Origin of the sequence: Paenibacillus sp. FSL L8-0644 (assembly GCF_038008165.1) — a bacterium.
GTDB lineage: Bacteria > Bacillota > Bacilli > Paenibacillales > Paenibacillaceae > Paenibacillus > Paenibacillus polymyxa_D.
This window is the reverse complement of sequence record NZ_JBBOYN010000001.1, coordinates 4,522,812-4,541,165: the sequence shown is the minus strand read 5'-3', so window position 1 is coordinate 4,541,165 and position 18,354 is coordinate 4,522,812. Positions and strand designations below refer to the sequence as shown.

Here is an 18,354-nt window from a genome sequence, read left to right as displayed (position 1 = left end):
AAACGTTTACTATAAAGGAGGAACTTATCATGGCTTATTTCGAACAGGTATCTAAAATTAACTTTGAGGGCAAGCAATCCGACAATCCTTTTGCGTTCAAATTTTATAATCCACAGGAAATTGTAGCGGGAAAAACGATGGAAGAGCATTTGCGTTTTAGCATGGCCTATTGGCATACACTGGTTGCAGGCGGCTCCGATCCTTTTGGTGTAGAAACAGCGGAACGTCCATGGTCTAAGTTTACCGGGCTGGATTTGGCGAAGGCACGTGTGGAAGCTGCCTTTGAGCTACTGGATAAGCTAAATTTACCTTATTTTGCTTTCCACGATGTGGATATTGCACCAGAGGGTGCGTCATTGAAGGAATTTTACAGCAATCTGGATACCATCGTGGACCTGATTGAGGAACATATGAAAGCAACGGGGAAAAAACTGCTGTGGAACACGGCGAACATGTTTAGCCATCCACGGTATTTGCATGGAGCTGCCTCGACTTGCAATGCAGATGTATACGCCCACGCAGCTGCTCAGATTAAAAAAGGACTGGAAGTGGGCAAACGTCTGGGCGCAGATAACTATGTTTTCTGGGGAGGCCGTGAAGGCTACGAAACACTGCTGAACACGGATTTGAAGCTGGAGCAGGACAATTTGGGACGTATGTTCCATATGGCCGTAGACTATGCGCGTGAAATTGGCTTTGACGCTCAGTTCCTGATTGAGCCAAAACCGAAAGAGCCAACTAAGCATCAGTATGATTTTGATGCCGCGACGACGATTGCCTTCCTGCAAAAATACGATCTGGATCAGCATTTCAAGCTTAATCTGGAAGCTAATCATGCCACCTTGGCGGGTCATACTTTTGATCATGAAGTACGTGTAGCACGGATTAACGGCATGCTGGGATCACTGGATGCCAACCAGGGAGATTTGCTGCTGGGCTGGGATACGGATGAATTCCCGGTTGATCTGTATGATGCCACACTAACCATGTATGAAGTGCTGCAAAATGAAGGCTTGGGCCGTGGCGGTATCAACTTTGATGCCAAGGTGCGCAGAGCATCATTTGAGCCGGAAGACTTGTTCCTTGCGCACATCGCAGGTATGGATACGTATGCGAAGGGACTGAAGGTAGCCGCTAAACTGATCGAGGATCGTGTGTTTGAAGACTTTATTGAGAAGCGCTACAGCAGCTTTAAAGAAGGTATTGGAGCAGACATCGTATCCGGAAAAGCAACGCTTGCTTCTCTGGCTGAATATGCTTTGGCGAACGAAACACCACGTAAAAACGTATCCGGTCGTCAGGAATATCTGAAAGCAACATTGAATCAATACATTTTGGCTGACTAATACCAGAACTTATATATGAAATAAGGGCTGCACGATATGAGGGAAGGAGGAACTCCAATGCAGGAGAAGCTAAATCAGGAGCAGGAGCGCTATGTCATCGGCGTAGATCTGGGTACCAGCGCGGTCAAAACGGTATTGGTTAACCGCAAGGGGCAGGTGGCTTATGAAACCTCTCAGTCTTATCCGCTTCATCAGCCAAAGGCAGGCTATAGCGAGCAGCATCCTGAGGACTGGGTCAGTGGCACGTTAGCATCACTGAAACAGCTTGTGGAGAAGGCTGGAATCGGCGGCACAGATGCCGTAGACGGTATTAGCTTTTCGGGACAGATGCACGGGCTTGTGCTGACTGACAAGGAAGGCCAAGTGCTTCGTCCGGCTATTCTGTGGAATGACACGCGTACAACAGCACAATGCCGTCGTATTGAAGAAAAGCTCGGATCGGAGTTGCTGAATATCGCACGTAATCGCGCGTTGGAAGGCTTCACGCTGCCCAAGCTGCTGTGGGTGCAGGAGCATGAGCCAGACGTGCTGGCCCGTGCGGCACATTTTATGCTGCCCAAGGATTATGTGCGCTACTGTCTGACAGGAGAGCTGGCGACAGAGTATTCGGATGCGGCGGGCACGCTGCTGCTGGATATTGCCAACAAGCAGTGGAGCGAAGAGATCGCTGCTGCGTTTGATCTACCGTTATCGCTGTTCCCGCCACTGGTGGAATCCTTTGACCAGACGGGTACGCTATTGCCGGAGATTGCGGAGCAGAGCGGGCTTTCACCTGAAACGAAGGTCTTTGCAGGTGGTGCGGACAACGCATGTGGCGCGATTGGCGCCGGCATTTTGAGCGAAGGCCGCACCCTGTGCAGCATCGGCACCTCAGGGGTTGTACTTTCCTATGAGGAACGCAAGGATATTGATGTGCAAGGACGGGCGCATTTTTTTAATCATAGTGAGCAGGATGCTTATTATATTATGGGGGTTACGCTCGCGGCCGGATACAGCTTGACCTGGTTTAAGGATACCTTTGCACCAGAGCATTCTTTTGATGCACTGTTGTCAGATGTGAACTCTGTTGAGCCGGGCAGCCAAGGGCTGCTGTTCACGCCTTATATCGTCGGCGAACGTACACCTCATCCAGATGCAACCATTCGAGGCAGCTTTATCGGGATGGATGCGGGGCATAAGCTTGTGCATTTTACACGGTCGGTGCTGGAAGGAATAACGTTTTCGCTCAAGGAATCCATCGATATTCTCAGAGGAACGGGCAAAACAGTGAATGAAGTAATTTCCATCGGCGGCGGTGCGCGTAATGAGGCATGGCTGCAAATGCAGGCAGATATTTTTAACACGGATATCATCAAGCTGGAAAGCGAGCAGGGACCTGCCTTGGGGGCGGCCATGTTGGCTGCTTATGGTAGTGGCTGGTTTGAATCTCTGCAAGCGTGTGCTGAAGCTTTTCTGCGTGAAGCAGCGAGATATTCGCCGAACCCGGAACGTGTAGCACGGTATGAAGGCTTATACGAGCTGTACCGTGAAGTTTACCTGCACACGAAAGAGCTAAGTGAGCATTTGGCAGTATATCGCTGAATACGGTGAGCTTGAGCGTAAATAAGAAGCGGCTTCGGGTGTAAGAAACCCCCGGGGCCGCTTCTCTGTTATCAATTGCCACAATAAAGGTTTTTCGAAGAGAACATCTTTATCGGTGCTTTTAGAGTATTAAATACAAACAGGCGCCGTATTATGTGGTTCTTGTAGTGAGAGGATACTTGGTAGGGAAGTTAAGGAATAGAGACGCATGAATTGATACCCTATTCCAGACAAACCTAGCCACAGCCCTTGGGAATCTAACGCAGTGGGCAGACCAGTCTTAAATTTACCATGCTCGAAATAATAATTTAACGCCTTGTTCCCCTGTTCCTTTGCTTCCGTAACCCACTCCGGGCGGTTAAGAGCTTGTCCGGCTAAAATTAATAATTCAATATTTCCAAGGCTTCCATGACAAATACAGTGGCTCTTATTGAATCCATATTTTAATGTTGTATTAACTGCTATCTCGATATTACGAATGAAATGAGATTTTTGGCGAGCTTTTAAATAAGGTAAACATAAGGTTAGTCCTATGCCAATTCCACTAGCCCCATGACACCAATTAGCAAGATCATGATTCTCCTTAATACCATGATCAATCCAGTTAAAATAGTCTGGAGAATAGGATTCTGCTAAGTGAGCCAATGCTTTCTCGGCAGTAGCATAGTAGCAATCATTTTTAGTAACTGCTGCAAGACGAAACAAGGCTGAAGCAATACCAATGCTACCGTGGCCAAAGCCTACGTAGGGGGTTGGAGATACACTAGATGTCCATGAAATTATCTCATTATTTTTTTCTCCATGATTTAACAAGTGCTCTCCGTATTGAATTGCTACTTTTAGAGTCTTAGCCGATTTTGTAAGGTTATATTCATTTAAAAGAACGTGAATAACACCTGCCGATCCTCCAAAGAGATCGAAGAAAGCATCCTCTTCTATGCTATCTTCCAAATTACTTATAATGTCCGATTTCCGCTTGCTCCAAGCATCGTTAAAACCTAATAAACTCTCAAAATGAGAGAGAGTATATAGGAGAGAAGCTTGGCCATAAAAGGCAGATGGGAACTTCAGGTGTACAGGTATTTTACTTAGTGCTGTTTCAAATGCAGCTAGAGCTACGTTGGTATATTTCTCTTCTTCTGAGATTTTTCCGAGATAGGCTAGAAATAATGCAATGCCTGCTGTACCATCATATAACCCAGGGCTTAAGGCAGATAAATAAAGTTGTCCACGATAATTTAGGTTCATTCCAATCCAAGTTACATACTTTTTACTTGGACTAAAAACTGATTTTTCAATTAACTCATCGCCAAGGATTCTTGCTGTCTCAAGAAATTTTTCAGAGTGTAATGGTTTTGGACTATAATCGCTTATCATTACTTTTTCATTTTGAGAGGGACCATGCACTTTATGTACATGTTTTCCTAATGATGAGCCTGCTATCGAAGAAGAGATCCAATCGCTGTATAAAGAAATACTATCAGTAGTTAAGGATTTCAATCGATCTTCTACTATTGACATGCTTGTTCGGGTAAACACATTTTTTATACATTTACCACAGCTATCCCAAAGGTCAAGGGAACTAGGAGTACTAGTGAAATACGGAATATCTCCTGTTCGTAAATCTTGTAGTTCTGAAGAAATAATCCGATCATCCAACCAAGAAAACCAAACCCTATCAAGTAAATTCTCTTGATTAAGAGCATCGCGACCATAATCAGGGTGACGAGATTCGAGAAGAAAATTTGTATAAAATTGTGTTGAACGCAATACAATACGCACTGGCGCATCCTTAAAAGTAAAGAGAGGACTTGTTGGAGCTAACAAATCCATTTTGTATTGGAGAAGCATGGAACACAATGATTGAAAACCATTTACAATTTCAGTGGTGTAGTCCCCTGCATTTTTAAATTCTCCCTCCAACGAAGGGCGATTGTTACCCGTTGAAGTGACTTGGGACTTCCTAATGTATCTCATATTATCAGTATTAACATCTACTAAACTCAAAACTGGGTAAGGTGTCATTTGCTTTTCTCCATTTACACCGCTTAATTCAATTCCAAATCCTTTATCATCTTGATGAAACAAGATAGGAAGGAGTGAAGTGCCTAATGGAGAATTACGAATCCTAAACTGAGCTTCTATATCTGCGGAATCGGGGACATTATGATATACCTGGTTGTGAAAAAGGGTTTCCAAATCAATCAGCATAGGATGCTCCCCGAAAGCAATTAAATTTTCATAATGAAAATCGGTCCCATCCAGTAAATATATAATGGCTAAAAGCGCTCCTAAACGTGTATAAAAACTCTGAATTTCTTCTTCAGTTTGGCAAGGCTTTGCTTCGATAAATTTTTCATAACCATAACCATCTAGTGCAATAACAGAATTTTTTTGGAAGAGAGGAGAGAAACCTCTATCATTAAACCATTGCAGTAACTCCTGAAAATGGAGTGAGGTATCTAATGGCTTTGGTTTATACATAAACGATTGCCCGTTTGCAAGATATAACCGCATTACTGTACGACCTTGCTGATGAGAATCACCGAAACCAGCATCGATACGTATGAGTTCTGATGAATGTAAAGAAAATATATCGATAATCATAGATCTGTTTAAGAGATAACGGTCTAACGTCTCTTTTATTACATTTACAAAAAGCATAGTTCTTTCAGCCAAAGTGCGGGCAATAACTGCATACTCAGAAAAAAATGATACAAGTTGTTTATGTCCTACAAATTTTTTCTCAATGAAGGAGATAAATCGTTCCTCCGGTGTTTGCCCTTCTAATTCTTCCAAAGTTTTAGCTATATTTAGCTCTAAAACAAATGACCGACCTGCGATTTGGGTTAATTGAAAAGACAATGTATGCAAGACCGAATTTATCGTATTCTCATGTAGAATAAAATCCTGAGCGTTATCTATATTTGATAAGTGCTGTTTTAATTGATTTCTTGCCCAAATTATAAATGGACGAATAAGAACATCCATTGTTCGAAACTCATTTTGTAAAACTGGCTGATTTTCATTCATTTTTAGAGCCTCTTCCAAAACTTGAAACCAATCTGCTTGATACTCTTTAATAATAGTTAAATAGTTTTCATCCCATTTAAGATTTTCGGTAGATTGAATCAAGGCTCCGAATATCTCTTTATTCATACTTGAAGCTTTAAACCGAGCTTCCTTTTTGGATTCTGTACTAATTAGAGCAAACTTAAACCATTCGTCTATTAGTTTTGTTGTCTTCTCTTTATCTTGTTTCCAATTTTTATGATTAAAACCTTGAAAGGCTTGATCAACAAGGTTCTTACGTTCATGTAAAAAGAGAGCACGCATGATCTGCTCTTTCATAATTACCCCGTCCTCGTTTATGTGAAGTTAAAAAACTCAATTTTTTTAAGAAATAAAATAACTTAGGAATACGCCAATTAAGGTGTATTCCTAAGTGGCATCCACTTATTTTATCCAGCATGCCCTGGAAAGCAAACTAGTACTGTAATAGTAACAGGAACAATAGTTACAGTTGGAGTAGAATCTGGTTGCACTCCTAAACCGCCATGTACACGAGCAAGCTCATCAGCGCTCAACTCGACCAGAGCGTCACCTGCTGGATGTTCAATACCTTCTCCAGCTACACGAAGCTTTGGATTTTTCCATGCTTGGATCATTTCTTGTTTTGTCATTATTCTTTACTCCTCTCAGGAATGTAGTGATATAAGACAAACTTAATGATAAACATATTTTTTTTTGATTTGCACTTCATAAAAATGCATCATCATGTAAATATCTAAAAAAGTTTATTTCAATCTATTTTTTCAAGTTTTACAAATATATTTATTAAGTAAATATTGAAATTTTTCCTTAATTATGAAAAAATATTTGCAAAAGACTTAGGGGGAGTAAAAATTGAGAGAATATCAAAATTTATCTCCAAAAGAACAAAAAGTTGCAATTTGTATAGCTCAAGGATACAAAGACAGCGAAATCTCCCAGGATTTATCTATTAGTATGAGACGTACTGCAGAAATTGTGGCTTCAATTAAGGAGAAATGGAATATAAAAACAAGAGTTGAGATTGGCATATTTGCTTATCATTATGGTTTAGTTTTTTTGACGGAAGGTATGGAGGTGCATTCCTCTGAAGTTTAATAAGAAAGTACCTTTTATTGAACAGATGGAACATAGTGAATGTGGATTAGCTTGCTTGGCTATGATTTTGGGTTTTTTTGGACATAATATTTCTTTAACAGAATTAAGAAATCAGGTTGGTGCAGTGCGCGCAGGTATGTCTATGCAACAACTTCAAGAAATAGGGAGTACATATCATTTAACATCACGAGGATATCGGGCAAAGGCATCTCAGTTAAATGAGTTAACCGCTCCTTTAATTTTGTTATGGGATAATCAGCATTTTGTGGTTCTTGAGAAAATAAAAAAGAAAAAAGCAATAATCCTTGATCCAGCTTTTGGAAGACTAATTCTTTCCCTTCAAGAATTCACAGAGAAGTATTCGGGTTTTGCACTTTCATTAATCCCAGTAAAGGATTTTCGTAATAAAAGAAAGATACCAAAATGGACGTTCTATATCAAATTAGCTTTTAAGAGCAGAAAACTTCTTATTTCTGTATTTTTGGTCTCAATACTTCTTCAAGGGTTAGGTATTTCAATACCTAAAGTCACCCAATTTACTGTTGACAACTTATTAGAATCCAAAAATTATTCTTTCCTGATCACGTTGGGGGGAGCGATTTTTACTATATTTGTGTTCTCACAGTTATTCCAATTTTTAAGAGGTTACTTGATTGCCAAGTTGCAATCCCAAATGGATACATCTATGATGACACAATTTATCGACAAGCTTTTTAAACTTCCTTTTGATTTCTTTGAAAATCGAAAAGGTGGAGAATTGGTATTTAGAGCTAACTCCAATGTAACAATTAGAAGGGTATTATCTAATCGAGTTATAACTATTCTTATTGATGGGCTTTTACTTATAACTTATGGAACCCTAATGATTAATCAACTATGGCAAATTGGATTAATAGTTACAATTGTAGGCTTTATAATGTTACTTATTATAGTTTTAAGTTCTTTTATTACTCACCGTTTATCTAGAAAGGAGATCTCAAGCCAGGCTGAGATGCATGGTTTTTTATCAGAACATATACATGGAATTACAGATGTAAAAGTTTTAGGGTTCGAGAATAGAGTATTTAATAAGTGGGAAGAGCTTTTTAAAAAACAGCTTACCACTACGGAAAAACGTGTCATTTGGAATGTATCACTTGATTCTATGACAGTTAGCATCCAGTTTGTTTTTCCCCTCCTGATTCTATGGATTGGATTTCATTATGTGCTTGAAGGATGGATAACTTTGGGAGGTCTCCTTGGCTTACAAACGTTGTCAACTGCTTTTATGGTACCGATTGCTTCCTTAGGATCGACTCTTAGTGAACTCGTCACTGTGGGCTCATATATTCAACGAATTCAAGATGTTATTGAGAGTGTAGAGGAGCCTTCAGGTACCCAAAAACCGAACCATACTTTTAGAGGATATATTAAGTTTAAGGATGTTTCCTTTAATTATTATCGATTTGGAAAATACGTTTTAAAAGATATTAATCTTGAAATACTGCCGGGTGAAAAGGTTGCAATTGTTGGTGCTTCAGGTTCAGGTAAGAGCACTTTGGCGAAGTTAATATTAGGACTCTATAAGGCTTCATTGGGAGAAGTCAGCATCGATAATATACCGCTGAATCAGTGGCATCTGAGCGAGCTTCGTCAAAAAATAGGTGTCATTTTACAAGAAACAAAATTATTCAATGTTTCTATATTGGATAACATCGCCATGGATAATGGAGAATGTACGATAGATATGGTAGTTCAGGCAGCAAAGCAAGCCGATATTCATCGTTTTATTATGAGTCTCCCTTTAGGCTATCAAACTGTTGTTTCCGAGAATGGATTAAACTTTTCAGGGGGACAACGGCAACGTATTTTATTGGCGCGTGCTTTTTTGGCAGAACCTCAAATTCTTCTTTTAGATGAGGCAACAAGTTCACTTGATAGTGTTTCTGAGCAATTGATAACAGATTTCTTACAAGAAAGACATTGTACACAAATTATGATTGCTCATCGTCTTAGTACAATCCAACGAGCTGATAGAATAATTGTGCTTGATCAAGGGGAAATAATAGAACAAGGTAATCATCAGGAATTAATTGATTTAAAAGGTCAATATTTCAATTTATATAATTCTCAGAAAACTAATGTTCAGTTTGAACCAGTTTTGTGACTTGGAGACGAGGAAAATGACAAGTATAAAGTTATGTGAAATATTGTATTTGAAACAACTCAGAAAACTAACTAAAATGGATGCCGCTTTATTCATTTTTTTATTAATTTTAATTCCCAATGGATTAGCTAATGCTACCTTGAGATTAAACAGCTGGGGTTTTAAAGCAATGATGTGGGCTATCCTATATGGAATCATTGGTTTTTTGATTCATATGGGTATAAGTATATCCACTTCGAAAATAGAGGAAATACGTTTTTTGTGGTCTATAGGAAAGGAAAGTTTGTTTTTAACCCAATATACTATGATAAAAAAAGTCCCTTTTCTAATATTACTTTTGTGGATCGTAGTTGGTCAGATCTTATGGGAGGTTCCTCACAATTACATTTTTAATATGGTTTCAGGATTGATCTTAGGTGTACTTTTCGCCGAAATAGTTGGATATATAACGCTATTTAGAAAGTTCTATGGCTATGCAATAAGCTTTTTTTTTCTATCACTGAACGTAGTTTATTTCATATTGCCAATGTCTCTGTCAGTACGTATTTTGACTTGGATCTTGTTATGTATAAGCATGGGGTATATAGCTCTCTATTTTGCACAACGTTCTTGGTCTGTTTTTTTACAGTATCATGGTCCAAAAAAAAATTTGAGCCGGCGTGGATGGCTATCTCAATGTCCACTCCTAAAAAAGGAATTGTTATTTATTATTAGGCGAGTTAACCTATTTTCCTTTTTTATTTTAGCCTTAGGAATTGAAGTTTTAAACTCTTATATTATTAGAGAAAGTCCGTTTATTCTTCCAATCAGTAGCGCGGTATTATCATGGTTTGCTGTTGATATCTGGGCTGTCAAGAGTCTTGTTATAGAGGGAAAAGGAATACTAATATATAAAGCAACATTATTTGCTTGGAAGAAGATGCTGCGCACTAAATGGTTGATTCTATGTATTGTAACCATAGGAATTATTTCTATGCATCAGTGGTTTTGGGGAATTTATTTACATATTAGTCCGATGAGTTTATTATTCCAAAGTATATGGAATATATTCCTTCCAATCACTTTAATTAGTTTTGGTATGCCTTTGGGTTACAAATTTTTATCCATTGATTATTTAGGAAATTACCGAATCAAATTTTTCGGGAGCTGGCTCATTGCCATGAGCATACTATTACTATTGTACCTTCATCAATTTCATAAAGTATTATTTGCAGCTATATCTATTGTGATCTATATTAGATTCATCTTTTTTTATAGAAAAGTATCTTAGGAGTGAGTCAACGATGACCCAAGAAAATAAATCATCATTTTTACAAATGGATCAAGTTTCTTTCGGTTATGGCTCTAAAGAAATTCTACATGAAATAAATTGGAATATTCCAGACCACCAAATTACTGTGTTACTGGGTCCCAATGGAGCGGGTAAATCAACTTTATTAAGTTTAATTGCTGGCCTTCATCAGGTACAAAAAGGTACAATTCGATTCAATCAAACCATTATCGATTTTGAAAATCAAAACTATAAATCAATGATAGGCTATCTACAAGAATTCCCTTTTTATTATCCCGAACTTTCTGTATCAGAAATGATGCGACTTATTGGGGGATTACGACAGGTACCGAAGGACCAGCTCGAAATACGCATCGCTAAATGGCTGGAGAGATTCAAACTAGAAGATTATCAAAATATAAAAATGGAAGAGTTATCTCAAGGAACTAAAAAGAGAGTTGCATTAGCCTCAACGCTCTTACATGAACCTACAATTCTTATATTAGATGAACCGACTAACGGACTGGACCCTGATCAAGTGATGATCGTTAGAAGTACATTGCGGGAGTATCTCACAGAAAGCAGAGTAATTTTACTATCCACTCACATTATGGGGTTGGCTGAGAAATTAGCAGATCAGGTTGCTATTCTTCGAAACGGGCGAATAACATATGCAGGAAAACCTACAATTGACCTCGAAACTCTATATATAACACATCAACATGATTAGCTTATTAATACTCCTGATTAGAAGGTTGTCAAGGAATAGAGTGACACATAAAAAACTTGGTGACTGTTCTCCTTTAATGTATTTGGAGAGCAGTCACCAAGTTTTTTTCTTACTATCCATCCATTGTGTGATGCTATGGTTAACCTTTGTGAGCAGCTGTAGTTTTTCTGGTATCTTCACTCACGGCACTTGTGGCACAACCCGGACATGACTTGCTCGACGAGCACCCCGCACAGGCGCCTTGGCGGCTTTTTCGCAAAAATCGTACCAGCACCCACGCACTATAACCGAGGATCGCCAATAAAATGATGATATTGATCATGGAATCCACTTCCTTTTATTTACTGTAAGGTCAGACTTAACTCCAACCTAATAATCTGCCACATTGATAGATCAAGACGGCGATGATATATGCGACGGTCAAAGGATAGATCACAGAAAATGCGGTCCAACGCCACGAAAGGGTTTCTTTACGAATGACCGCTACCGTTGCTAGACACGGAACATACAACAGAATGAACACCATAAAGCTAAAAGAGGCAAGCGGTGTAAAGGCCTGTCTGACTTGTAGTTCAAGTCCCTGCATATCAGGAACGTGGTAAATGATATTCATCGTTGATACGATAACCTCCTTGGCCATAAAGCCCGTGAGCAGGGAAGCACCTGCTTGCCAGGTACCGAAACCAAGAGGGGCCAGTATGGGCGCAAACCATCCTCCAACGGAGGCGAGCAGGCTGTCATCCATTTCTGCCCCGAAGCCCTGTGGACCGAAATTGGACAAGAGCCAGATGCCAACGGAGCCTGCAAGAATAATGGTTCCGGCTTTACGGACAAAGCCTTTGACCTTCTCCCATGTGCTGCGGAATAGCGTAAGAGCCTGTGGCACTCGATAGGGAGGAAGTTCCACGATGAAGAGAGAGGGTTCACCCGACAAAATGGATACTTTGGAAAAAATTTTGGCAAGTATAAGCGAAACGACGATTCCTAACACATACATCAGCATGATGATGCTTGCCGCATGTGTTGGAAAAAACACGCCCGCAAACAACGCATATACCGGCAGGCGGGCTGAACACGACATAAAGGGCACCAGCAACGTGGTAATGAGACGTTCTCTGGGCTGTTCAATAGTGCGTGCTGCCATAATCGCAGGGACATTGCAGCCAAATCCGATGATGAAGGGAATGAAGCTTTTCCCGTTCAAGCCTACGGCTTGCATCAGGCGATCCATGAGTATCGTGACCCGTGCCATATACCCGGAGTCTTCGATCACTGAAATTATCAGAAATAAAATAGCAATTTGAGGCAGAAAAACAAGCACACCCCCGACTCCAGCCACGATGCCATCCACGACTAGACTTTGCGTAAAAGCGGACGCGTTCAAGTGAACGAGTAACTCAGAAATCCAAGTGCTGAGTGTCCCTGAAAAAAATCCATCCAGCATATCTGAAAGGATCGTACCCGCCCAATCAAAGGTGAACTTGAAGGTAGCGTACATCAGCAGCAAAAAGATCGGAATCCCCAGATACCGGTGAGTTAATAGTGCATCCAGCCTATCCGTCAGGCTGTGCGGTCTGAGTTTGGAGGTGTCGAGTGCCTTGGTGCACAGATCAGCAATCCATGCTGTTCGTACAGAACGAATATGCTGAGCAGGGGTGATGGCATGGCCTTCAGCGAGAAGTTCTTCCTCGCAACGGTGGATGCGTGCAGTTACTTGTTCACGCTGTACCTCATTCGTCATCCATTCCATGACGACAGGATTGCCTTCCAGACATTGCAGTGCGGCCCACCGAAGCTGCGGTACAGATGCATTCGGCAGCAAATTGCAAATATCGGTAATAGCAGCTTCAATGGCAGGGCCGTAGTCCAGTTGAAAAGCATTGGATGTACGTCTTACCTCCCGAAGAGAAGCGAGCATTTGCTTACTTCCACTGCCTGTACGCGCCACCATAGGAATGATGGGAACGTTCAATTGATCAGCTAACAATTCCTTGTTTACACGAAGACCCGTGGCATCAGCTACGTCAGTCATGTTTAAGCCAAGTACAAGCGGACGGCCATACTCCAGGAGTTGTACGGTCAGATAGAGATTACGCTGGAGCTGGGAAGCATCCACAATGTTGATCAGGGCCGTAGGAGGTTCTTCCAGCAAATATCGAGTTGCAACACCTTCATCCAGCGAAAGAGGGAGCAAAGAGTAGGCGCCCGGCAAATCCACCAATACGGCAGACTTATCACGCAGGATTCCTGTTTTCTTTTCCACGGTGACGCCGGACCAGTTTCCTACTTCTGCGTACGTACGAGTCAGCTTGTTGAATAATGAGGTTTTTCCTGTGTTGGGATTACCGAATAGAGCGATCATGTCCATGTTGGAACAACCTCCAGTTGCTTCACCTGATTTTGGCGAAGGCCGACCAGCTGGCCGTTGCATTCAATGACAATAGGACCGCCCAATAAACTGATTTTCTTTAACCGTATGATGGAACCTTCGTTAATGCCCATGTCTGTTAAACGGCGGCGCAATGAGGGATGAAGAGGGGCGAGAGATTGCAAACGCACAGTCTTACCCAGTGGTGTACGAAGGAGTGAGATACATTCTGGCATGGTGCTCAGCCTTTCTGATCTAGAATGAGAATCAATATCATTTACTTCCGATGCCAGTACCATATCATGAGGAAACCTAGATTGCTGTGATAAAACTCTCTACGAACAACAAAACTGCTCGTTGTCCCATCTGTTATCTCGCCGAATATGATGTCACAACCTGTCTTGAACTTCGCCCTTACTTGTCTGCAACCGACAAAACTAGAGCGTTTGGAGCAACTGTTTTTATGGTAAGATATAGCTGTTTACAACTATGCTAAGAAGGGCAGGAACGCTCTGTATGAACAGAAAAATCGGGGTTAGGCTTGTAAAATGTCTGGTTGCGGGTGCAGCGCTGGCTGTGTTGCTGCCGCAGGCTGTGGAGTGGGGCAGCAATGTGTATGCGACGTCGGTTAAGCCGGCTCCTTCCGTATCATCGCAGCAGCTTCAGAACAAGCTTTTACAGGCAATGGCTACGCGGAGTGAAACGCTGACCTTTACATATCAAGGGCGAGTGAACGGTCTCAAGCAGCAATTACAGACGGCCATCCAACAGGCCATGGAGAGCGATCCGTATGTGAATTATACGATCAAAAGCTATGCATTCACCTATACAGGCACAACGACCTCCGCTCAGGTTACGATTCGTTTAAGCTACCGGGAGACGAAGGAACAGACAGCATATGTGGATAGCACAGTTAAAACGGTGCTGGGGGATATTATTACGAAGGGAATGACGGATCATGAGAAGGTAAAGGCCATTCATGATTGGATCGTCGTTCGCCTGAAGTATGATGAAACACAGCAAAAGTATACAGCCTATGATGGCCTGAAAACGGGAAGCACGGTCTGTCAGGGTTATTCACTGCTGGCCTATAAAATGCTGGAACGTGCAGGCATTACGAACCGGATTGTGGAAGGAAGAGCAGGAGGCCAGCTGCATGCATGGAATCTTGTTTTATTAGACGGTCGATGGTATCACATGGATACGACATGGGATGATCCAACCCCGGATCGCGCGAACGAGGTAAGCACATCATATTATCTGCTGACGGATACCGAAATGCGGCGAGATCACTCCTGGGTTAAGCCGTATCCTCAGGCGAATACATCGTATCGGGAAACCTTATCATCACTAGTATCTGCCGGAGGATCAAAGGCTGCTGTATATCAAAAACTGTACAATACCCTCGAATATCCGCTGCAAGACGGCAAGGGTCTGGTTAAATCATCTGCTGACATTAAGGAACAGGTACGTAAGATTGCAAATAAGGGAGGGACGACACTTACCTTCGCCTATCAGGGAACGGAGCGAAGTCTCAAGGAGGATTTACAATCCTTATATCAACTCGGTTTGAAATCCATTTCCTATCAGATTACGGATCTAGGAAGTACCGGTAATCTTCGTGTAACCCTGAAATGGACCTAATCATCTTGTTGTAAAAAGCAACATTAACAAAGGAGTATTTTATTTATATGCACAAGCGTTCCTTTACCTATTTGCTTGGCACGCAGACCATGTCTAATGCGGCCGACATTCTTTACATTATGGCACTTGTGTCTCTGGTTTTTCATGAAACGGACTCCATCTTCTCTTCGGTTCTCGTTCCGTTGCTGCGAATGGGAGCACAAATGATCAGTGGCTTTTTAGCACCGCTCATTTTGGCCCGATTTCAGCTTCCTTTTATTTTATTCGTTTCTCAGTTCGGGCAACTGGCTTTCTTTGCTGTTCTGCTGGGCCACTTGTGGTCAGCAGGCACGGAGCCGATATGGGTGATTGTGTTTACGTTGGTGGCAGCCATGTCCTTTCTGGACGGATGGACTACGCCTGCGCGTAATGCGCTGATTCCTCGCCTTGCGTCCGGGGAAGGACTTATGCGGGCAAACAGTCTGGTATCGGTCAGCGATCAGACGGTGCAATTAGCGGGGTGGGGGCTTAGTGGTGTGCTCGTAGCCATGCTAGGTTCGGAAAAAACACTACTGGTTGCTGGCGGATTATATATGATAGCCATGATCTTCACCAGCCTGATTCGAGATCCACTAGAGGGCAAAGCTCATTATTTGCTGCAACCTGGAACAAGGGTGCGAGGTGGAGATGTCTCAGTTTTCGAAGCTCTAACTGAACCCGGGCAAGGGCATCATGACTTGCCTCCTGCACAGTTGGAAGATACACTATATGGCCCGGAATCTGAGAGCCCCACACTACCTCCCAAGCGTAAAAAGGAAATACTTCGTGAAGGCTGGAGCCTCATCGGAGCCAGTCGCAGACTGAAAGCTCTTATTTTTATGGATATGATTGACCTTCTAGGGGGTTCGGTTTGGGTAGGCGCGTTCACGCTTGCTTTCGCTCAGCAGGTCTTGCACAAAAGTGAGGCATGGTGGGGATACATCAATGCAGCGTATTTTGCAGGAGCGATTGGCGGCGGTATCGTGGTCCTCGCCTGCGTCAAGTATTTGCAGCGCAGACTGCTGCCCGCCATGTTGGCGGGGATGGCAGGTTATGGGCTGCTGACAGCTTGGTATGCACTGAACACATTACCGCCACTAACGCTGCTTATCGTGCTGTTGATGGGACTACCTGCGGAAATGTCCGTCGTATCCCGCCGTACGATGATGCAAATGAGTGTGTCTGTACATGATTTGCCTAAGGTGCTGTCCGCCCAGGCTACGCTGACAAGCCTAACGTTTTGTATTTCGCTGCTTTTAATGGGCTGGATTGCAGATCATTTGGGTATCGTTAATTTGTACTTGTTTTCAGCAGGGTTGACGCTGATTGCTGTCATATACGGTATTTTTAGTCGTCGTGCCTTATCTATGTCTTTATCAGCTGAAGTAGCTGCTTCTTCCAAATAAACAGAAAAAGAAAAAGAAAAGGCCCGTCTCCGGGCATATACAGGTGAACATGCGGATAAACAGTCTTGGACCAGGTTTACCAGCGTGTTCTCCCTGATATGTGGAGACGGGCTTTTTTTAATGTCTTCTATTATTTATCCGAAGAAGCATCCGGGCTCAAATCACATTCTTTTAATGGCACGATTTTAGTACGTTTGGTCCATTTGTAGCCGAGCCACAGCAGAAGGAATAGCGGCACACTCATGTACGTAGCGATCATCGTTTTCCAGTCAATCTCCTGTCCGGTGAAGGCATCCGCCCCTTGCCCGATAATGACAATGATACACAGAGCGAAGGCGAACAACGGGCCAAATGGGAACCAACGGGCTTTGTATGGAAGCTCACTCAGACTGTGACCCTGTGCATTAAAGGCACGGCGGAAACGATAATGGCTGACTGCAATTCCGACCCACGTAATAAATCCGCACATTCCAGAAGCATTCAGCAGCCAGTTATAGACTACACCGTCCCCATACAGGGAGGCGAGAAAGGCTAGCATACCGACAGCGGTCGTGATCAGCAGCGCGTTCATAGGAATGCCGCGTCTATTGATACGTCCGAGGAAACGCGGGGCTTTACCTTCTCGTGCCAAAGCGTACAGTACCCGAGTGGCCGCGTACATACCCGAGTTACCTGCCGACAATACGGAAGTCAAAATAACGGCGTTCATAACAGAGGCAGCAATCGCAAGCCCTGCTTTTTCAAATACGAGCGTGAACGGGCTGACCCCGATATCACTGATATCTCCCCGCAGCAGATTCGGATTGGTGTACGGAATGATCAATCCAATCACGAGAATTGCGAGAATATAAAAGAACAGGATGCGCCAAAAGATTTGACGGATGGCGCGCGGCACATTTTCACGCGGATTTTCGCTCTCTCCTGCGGCTACCCCAATCAGCTCCGTTCCCTGAAAGGAAAAGCCCGCTGCCATGAATACACCCAGTACAGCAAAGAATCCACCATGGAACGGGGCGTCTCCTACCGTGAAGTTGGCAAAGCCGACCGCAGGACCACCCATAATGCCGAAGATCATCAGCACACCTACAGTCAAAAAGATGACCACAGTCACAATTTTAATCATGGCGAACCAGTATTCAGACTCACCGTAGCCTTTGACGGTCAACGCGTTCAGTGCGAAGATTACGGCCAGGAATAACAGACTCCACCAGGCAGAGTGACTTTCCGGGAACCAGTATTTGATCAGCACGGTCGCTGCTGCCAATTCGGCAGCAATCGTCACCGCCCAGTTGTACCAGAAGTTCCAGCCCATGGCGAAACCAAAAGCCGGATCGACGAAGCGACCTGCATAGGTGTTAAAAGAGCCGGATTCAGGCATAAATGTAGCCAACTCACCGAGGCTGGTCATAAGGAAGTAGACCATGAGGCCAACTGCTGCATAAGCCAGCAGGGCACCACCGGGTCCAGCTTCGGCAACTGCGCCTCCACTGGCGAGGAACAGACCTGTTCCGATAGAACCGCCGAGGGCGATCATCGTCATATGGCGGGCTTTGAGACTTTTACGCAAGGTTCCGTCAGATGTTGCTCTGTGTTGCACGTTCAAACACTCCTTCATGAAATTGTATTTCATGTCAGGGCAAGAGCTAGAAGGAGGGGGAGTATATAAATCAAAAAACCGCAGGGAATACGCCTGCGG

Annotated in this window: 14 protein-coding genes; 8 read left to right on the top strand and 6 right to left on the bottom strand. The window is 42.9% G+C overall.

The window, feature by feature from the left end; all coding sequences use genetic code 11:
- Positions 1-29 precede the first annotated feature (29 nt).
- On the top strand, positions 30-1,346 hold the full coding sequence (gene xylA / locus NSS94_RS20755; protein WP_013311966.1) for a xylose isomerase: 1,317 nt from the start codon (positions 30-32) through the stop codon (positions 1,344-1,346).
- Positions 1,347-1,403: 57 nt separating this feature from the next.
- Positions 1,404-2,927: a xylulokinase gene (gene xylB / locus NSS94_RS20750; RefSeq protein WP_341040020.1), complete on the top strand. Its 1,524-nt coding sequence runs from the start codon at positions 1,404-1,406 to the stop codon at positions 2,925-2,927.
- 129 nt (positions 2,928-3,056) lie between these two features.
- Here the strand turns inward: xylB and NSS94_RS20745 are convergent, their stop codons facing one another.
- Both NSS94_RS20745 and NSS94_RS20740 read right to left on the bottom strand, forming a co-directional pair.
- A complete protein-coding gene (locus tag NSS94_RS20745) occupies positions 3,057-6,278 on the bottom strand; it encodes a type 2 lanthipeptide synthetase LanM family protein (protein ID WP_341040018.1) in 3,222 nt (1,073 codons plus the stop codon).
- A gap of 110 nt (positions 6,279-6,388) precedes the next feature.
- Positions 6,389-6,610 carry a mersacidin family lantibiotic gene (locus NSS94_RS20740; RefSeq protein WP_322174775.1) on the bottom strand — a complete coding sequence of 74 codons (222 nt, stop codon included), beginning with the start codon at positions 6,608-6,610 and terminating at the stop codon, positions 6,389-6,391.
- 223 nt (positions 6,611-6,833) lie between these two features.
- On the opposite strand from NSS94_RS20740, the gene NSS94_RS20735 reads away from it, so the two are divergent.
- Genes NSS94_RS20735 through NSS94_RS20720 form a run of 4 tightly spaced genes read left to right on the top strand, consistent with a single transcriptional unit; the run spans position 6,834 to position 11,222 of the window.
- Positions 6,834-7,076, top strand: a complete 243-nt coding sequence (locus NSS94_RS20735) for a response regulator transcription factor (protein WP_322174777.1) — start codon at positions 6,834-6,836, stop codon at positions 7,074-7,076.
- On the top strand, positions 7,060-9,222 hold the full coding sequence (locus NSS94_RS20730) for a peptidase domain-containing ABC transporter (protein WP_341040427.1): 2,163 nt from the start codon (positions 7,060-7,062) through the stop codon (positions 9,220-9,222). Before NSS94_RS20735 ends, NSS94_RS20730 begins: the two co-directional genes overlap by 17 nt.
- 49 nt (positions 9,223-9,271) lie before the next feature.
- Positions 9,272-10,492, top strand: a complete 1,221-nt coding sequence (locus tag NSS94_RS20725) for a hypothetical protein (protein WP_341040016.1) — start codon at positions 9,272-9,274, stop codon at positions 10,490-10,492.
- Between the two features lie 13 nt (positions 10,493-10,505).
- On the top strand, positions 10,506-11,222 hold the full coding sequence (locus NSS94_RS20720) for an ABC transporter ATP-binding protein (protein WP_322174782.1): 717 nt from the start codon (positions 10,506-10,508) through the stop codon (positions 11,220-11,222).
- Positions 11,223-11,361: 139 nt separating this feature from the next.
- On the opposite strand, the gene NSS94_RS20715 is transcribed toward NSS94_RS20720, so the two are convergent.
- The 3 genes from NSS94_RS20715 to NSS94_RS20705 are packed head-to-tail and all read right to left on the bottom strand — an operon-like array spanning position 11,362 to position 13,826.
- On the bottom strand, positions 11,362-11,544 hold the full coding sequence (locus NSS94_RS20715) for a FeoB-associated Cys-rich membrane protein (protein WP_341040015.1): 183 nt from the start codon (positions 11,542-11,544) through the stop codon (positions 11,362-11,364).
- A gap of 36 nt (positions 11,545-11,580) precedes the next feature.
- Entirely contained in the window at positions 11,581-13,590 is a 2,010-nt protein-coding gene (gene feoB / locus NSS94_RS20710) for a ferrous iron transport protein B (protein ID WP_341040013.1), read from the bottom strand.
- Complete coding sequence (locus NSS94_RS20705; protein WP_290403215.1) at positions 13,581-13,826, bottom strand: FeoA family protein; 246 nt, start codon at positions 13,824-13,826, stop codon at positions 13,581-13,583. The genes feoB and NSS94_RS20705 overlap by 10 nt, the downstream gene beginning before the upstream one ends.
- A 280-nt stretch (positions 13,827-14,106) precedes the next feature.
- Between NSS94_RS20705 and NSS94_RS20700 the strand changes: the two genes are divergently transcribed.
- Together NSS94_RS20700 and NSS94_RS20695 are read left to right on the top strand one after the other, a co-directional pair.
- Positions 14,107-15,234, top strand: a complete 1,128-nt coding sequence (locus tag NSS94_RS20700; protein WP_341040012.1) for a transglutaminase domain-containing protein — start codon at positions 14,107-14,109, stop codon at positions 15,232-15,234.
- A 47-nt stretch (positions 15,235-15,281) separates the two neighbouring features.
- Positions 15,282-16,658, top strand: a complete 1,377-nt coding sequence (locus tag NSS94_RS20695) for an MFS transporter (protein ID WP_341040011.1) — start codon at positions 15,282-15,284, stop codon at positions 16,656-16,658.
- Between the two features lie 130 nt (positions 16,659-16,788).
- Here the strand turns inward: NSS94_RS20695 and NSS94_RS20690 are convergent, their stop codons facing one another.
- A complete protein-coding gene (locus tag NSS94_RS20690) occupies positions 16,789-18,255 on the bottom strand; it encodes an amino acid permease (RefSeq protein ID WP_029519205.1) in 1,467 nt (488 codons plus the stop codon).
- Positions 18,256-18,354: the final 99 nt, after the last annotated feature.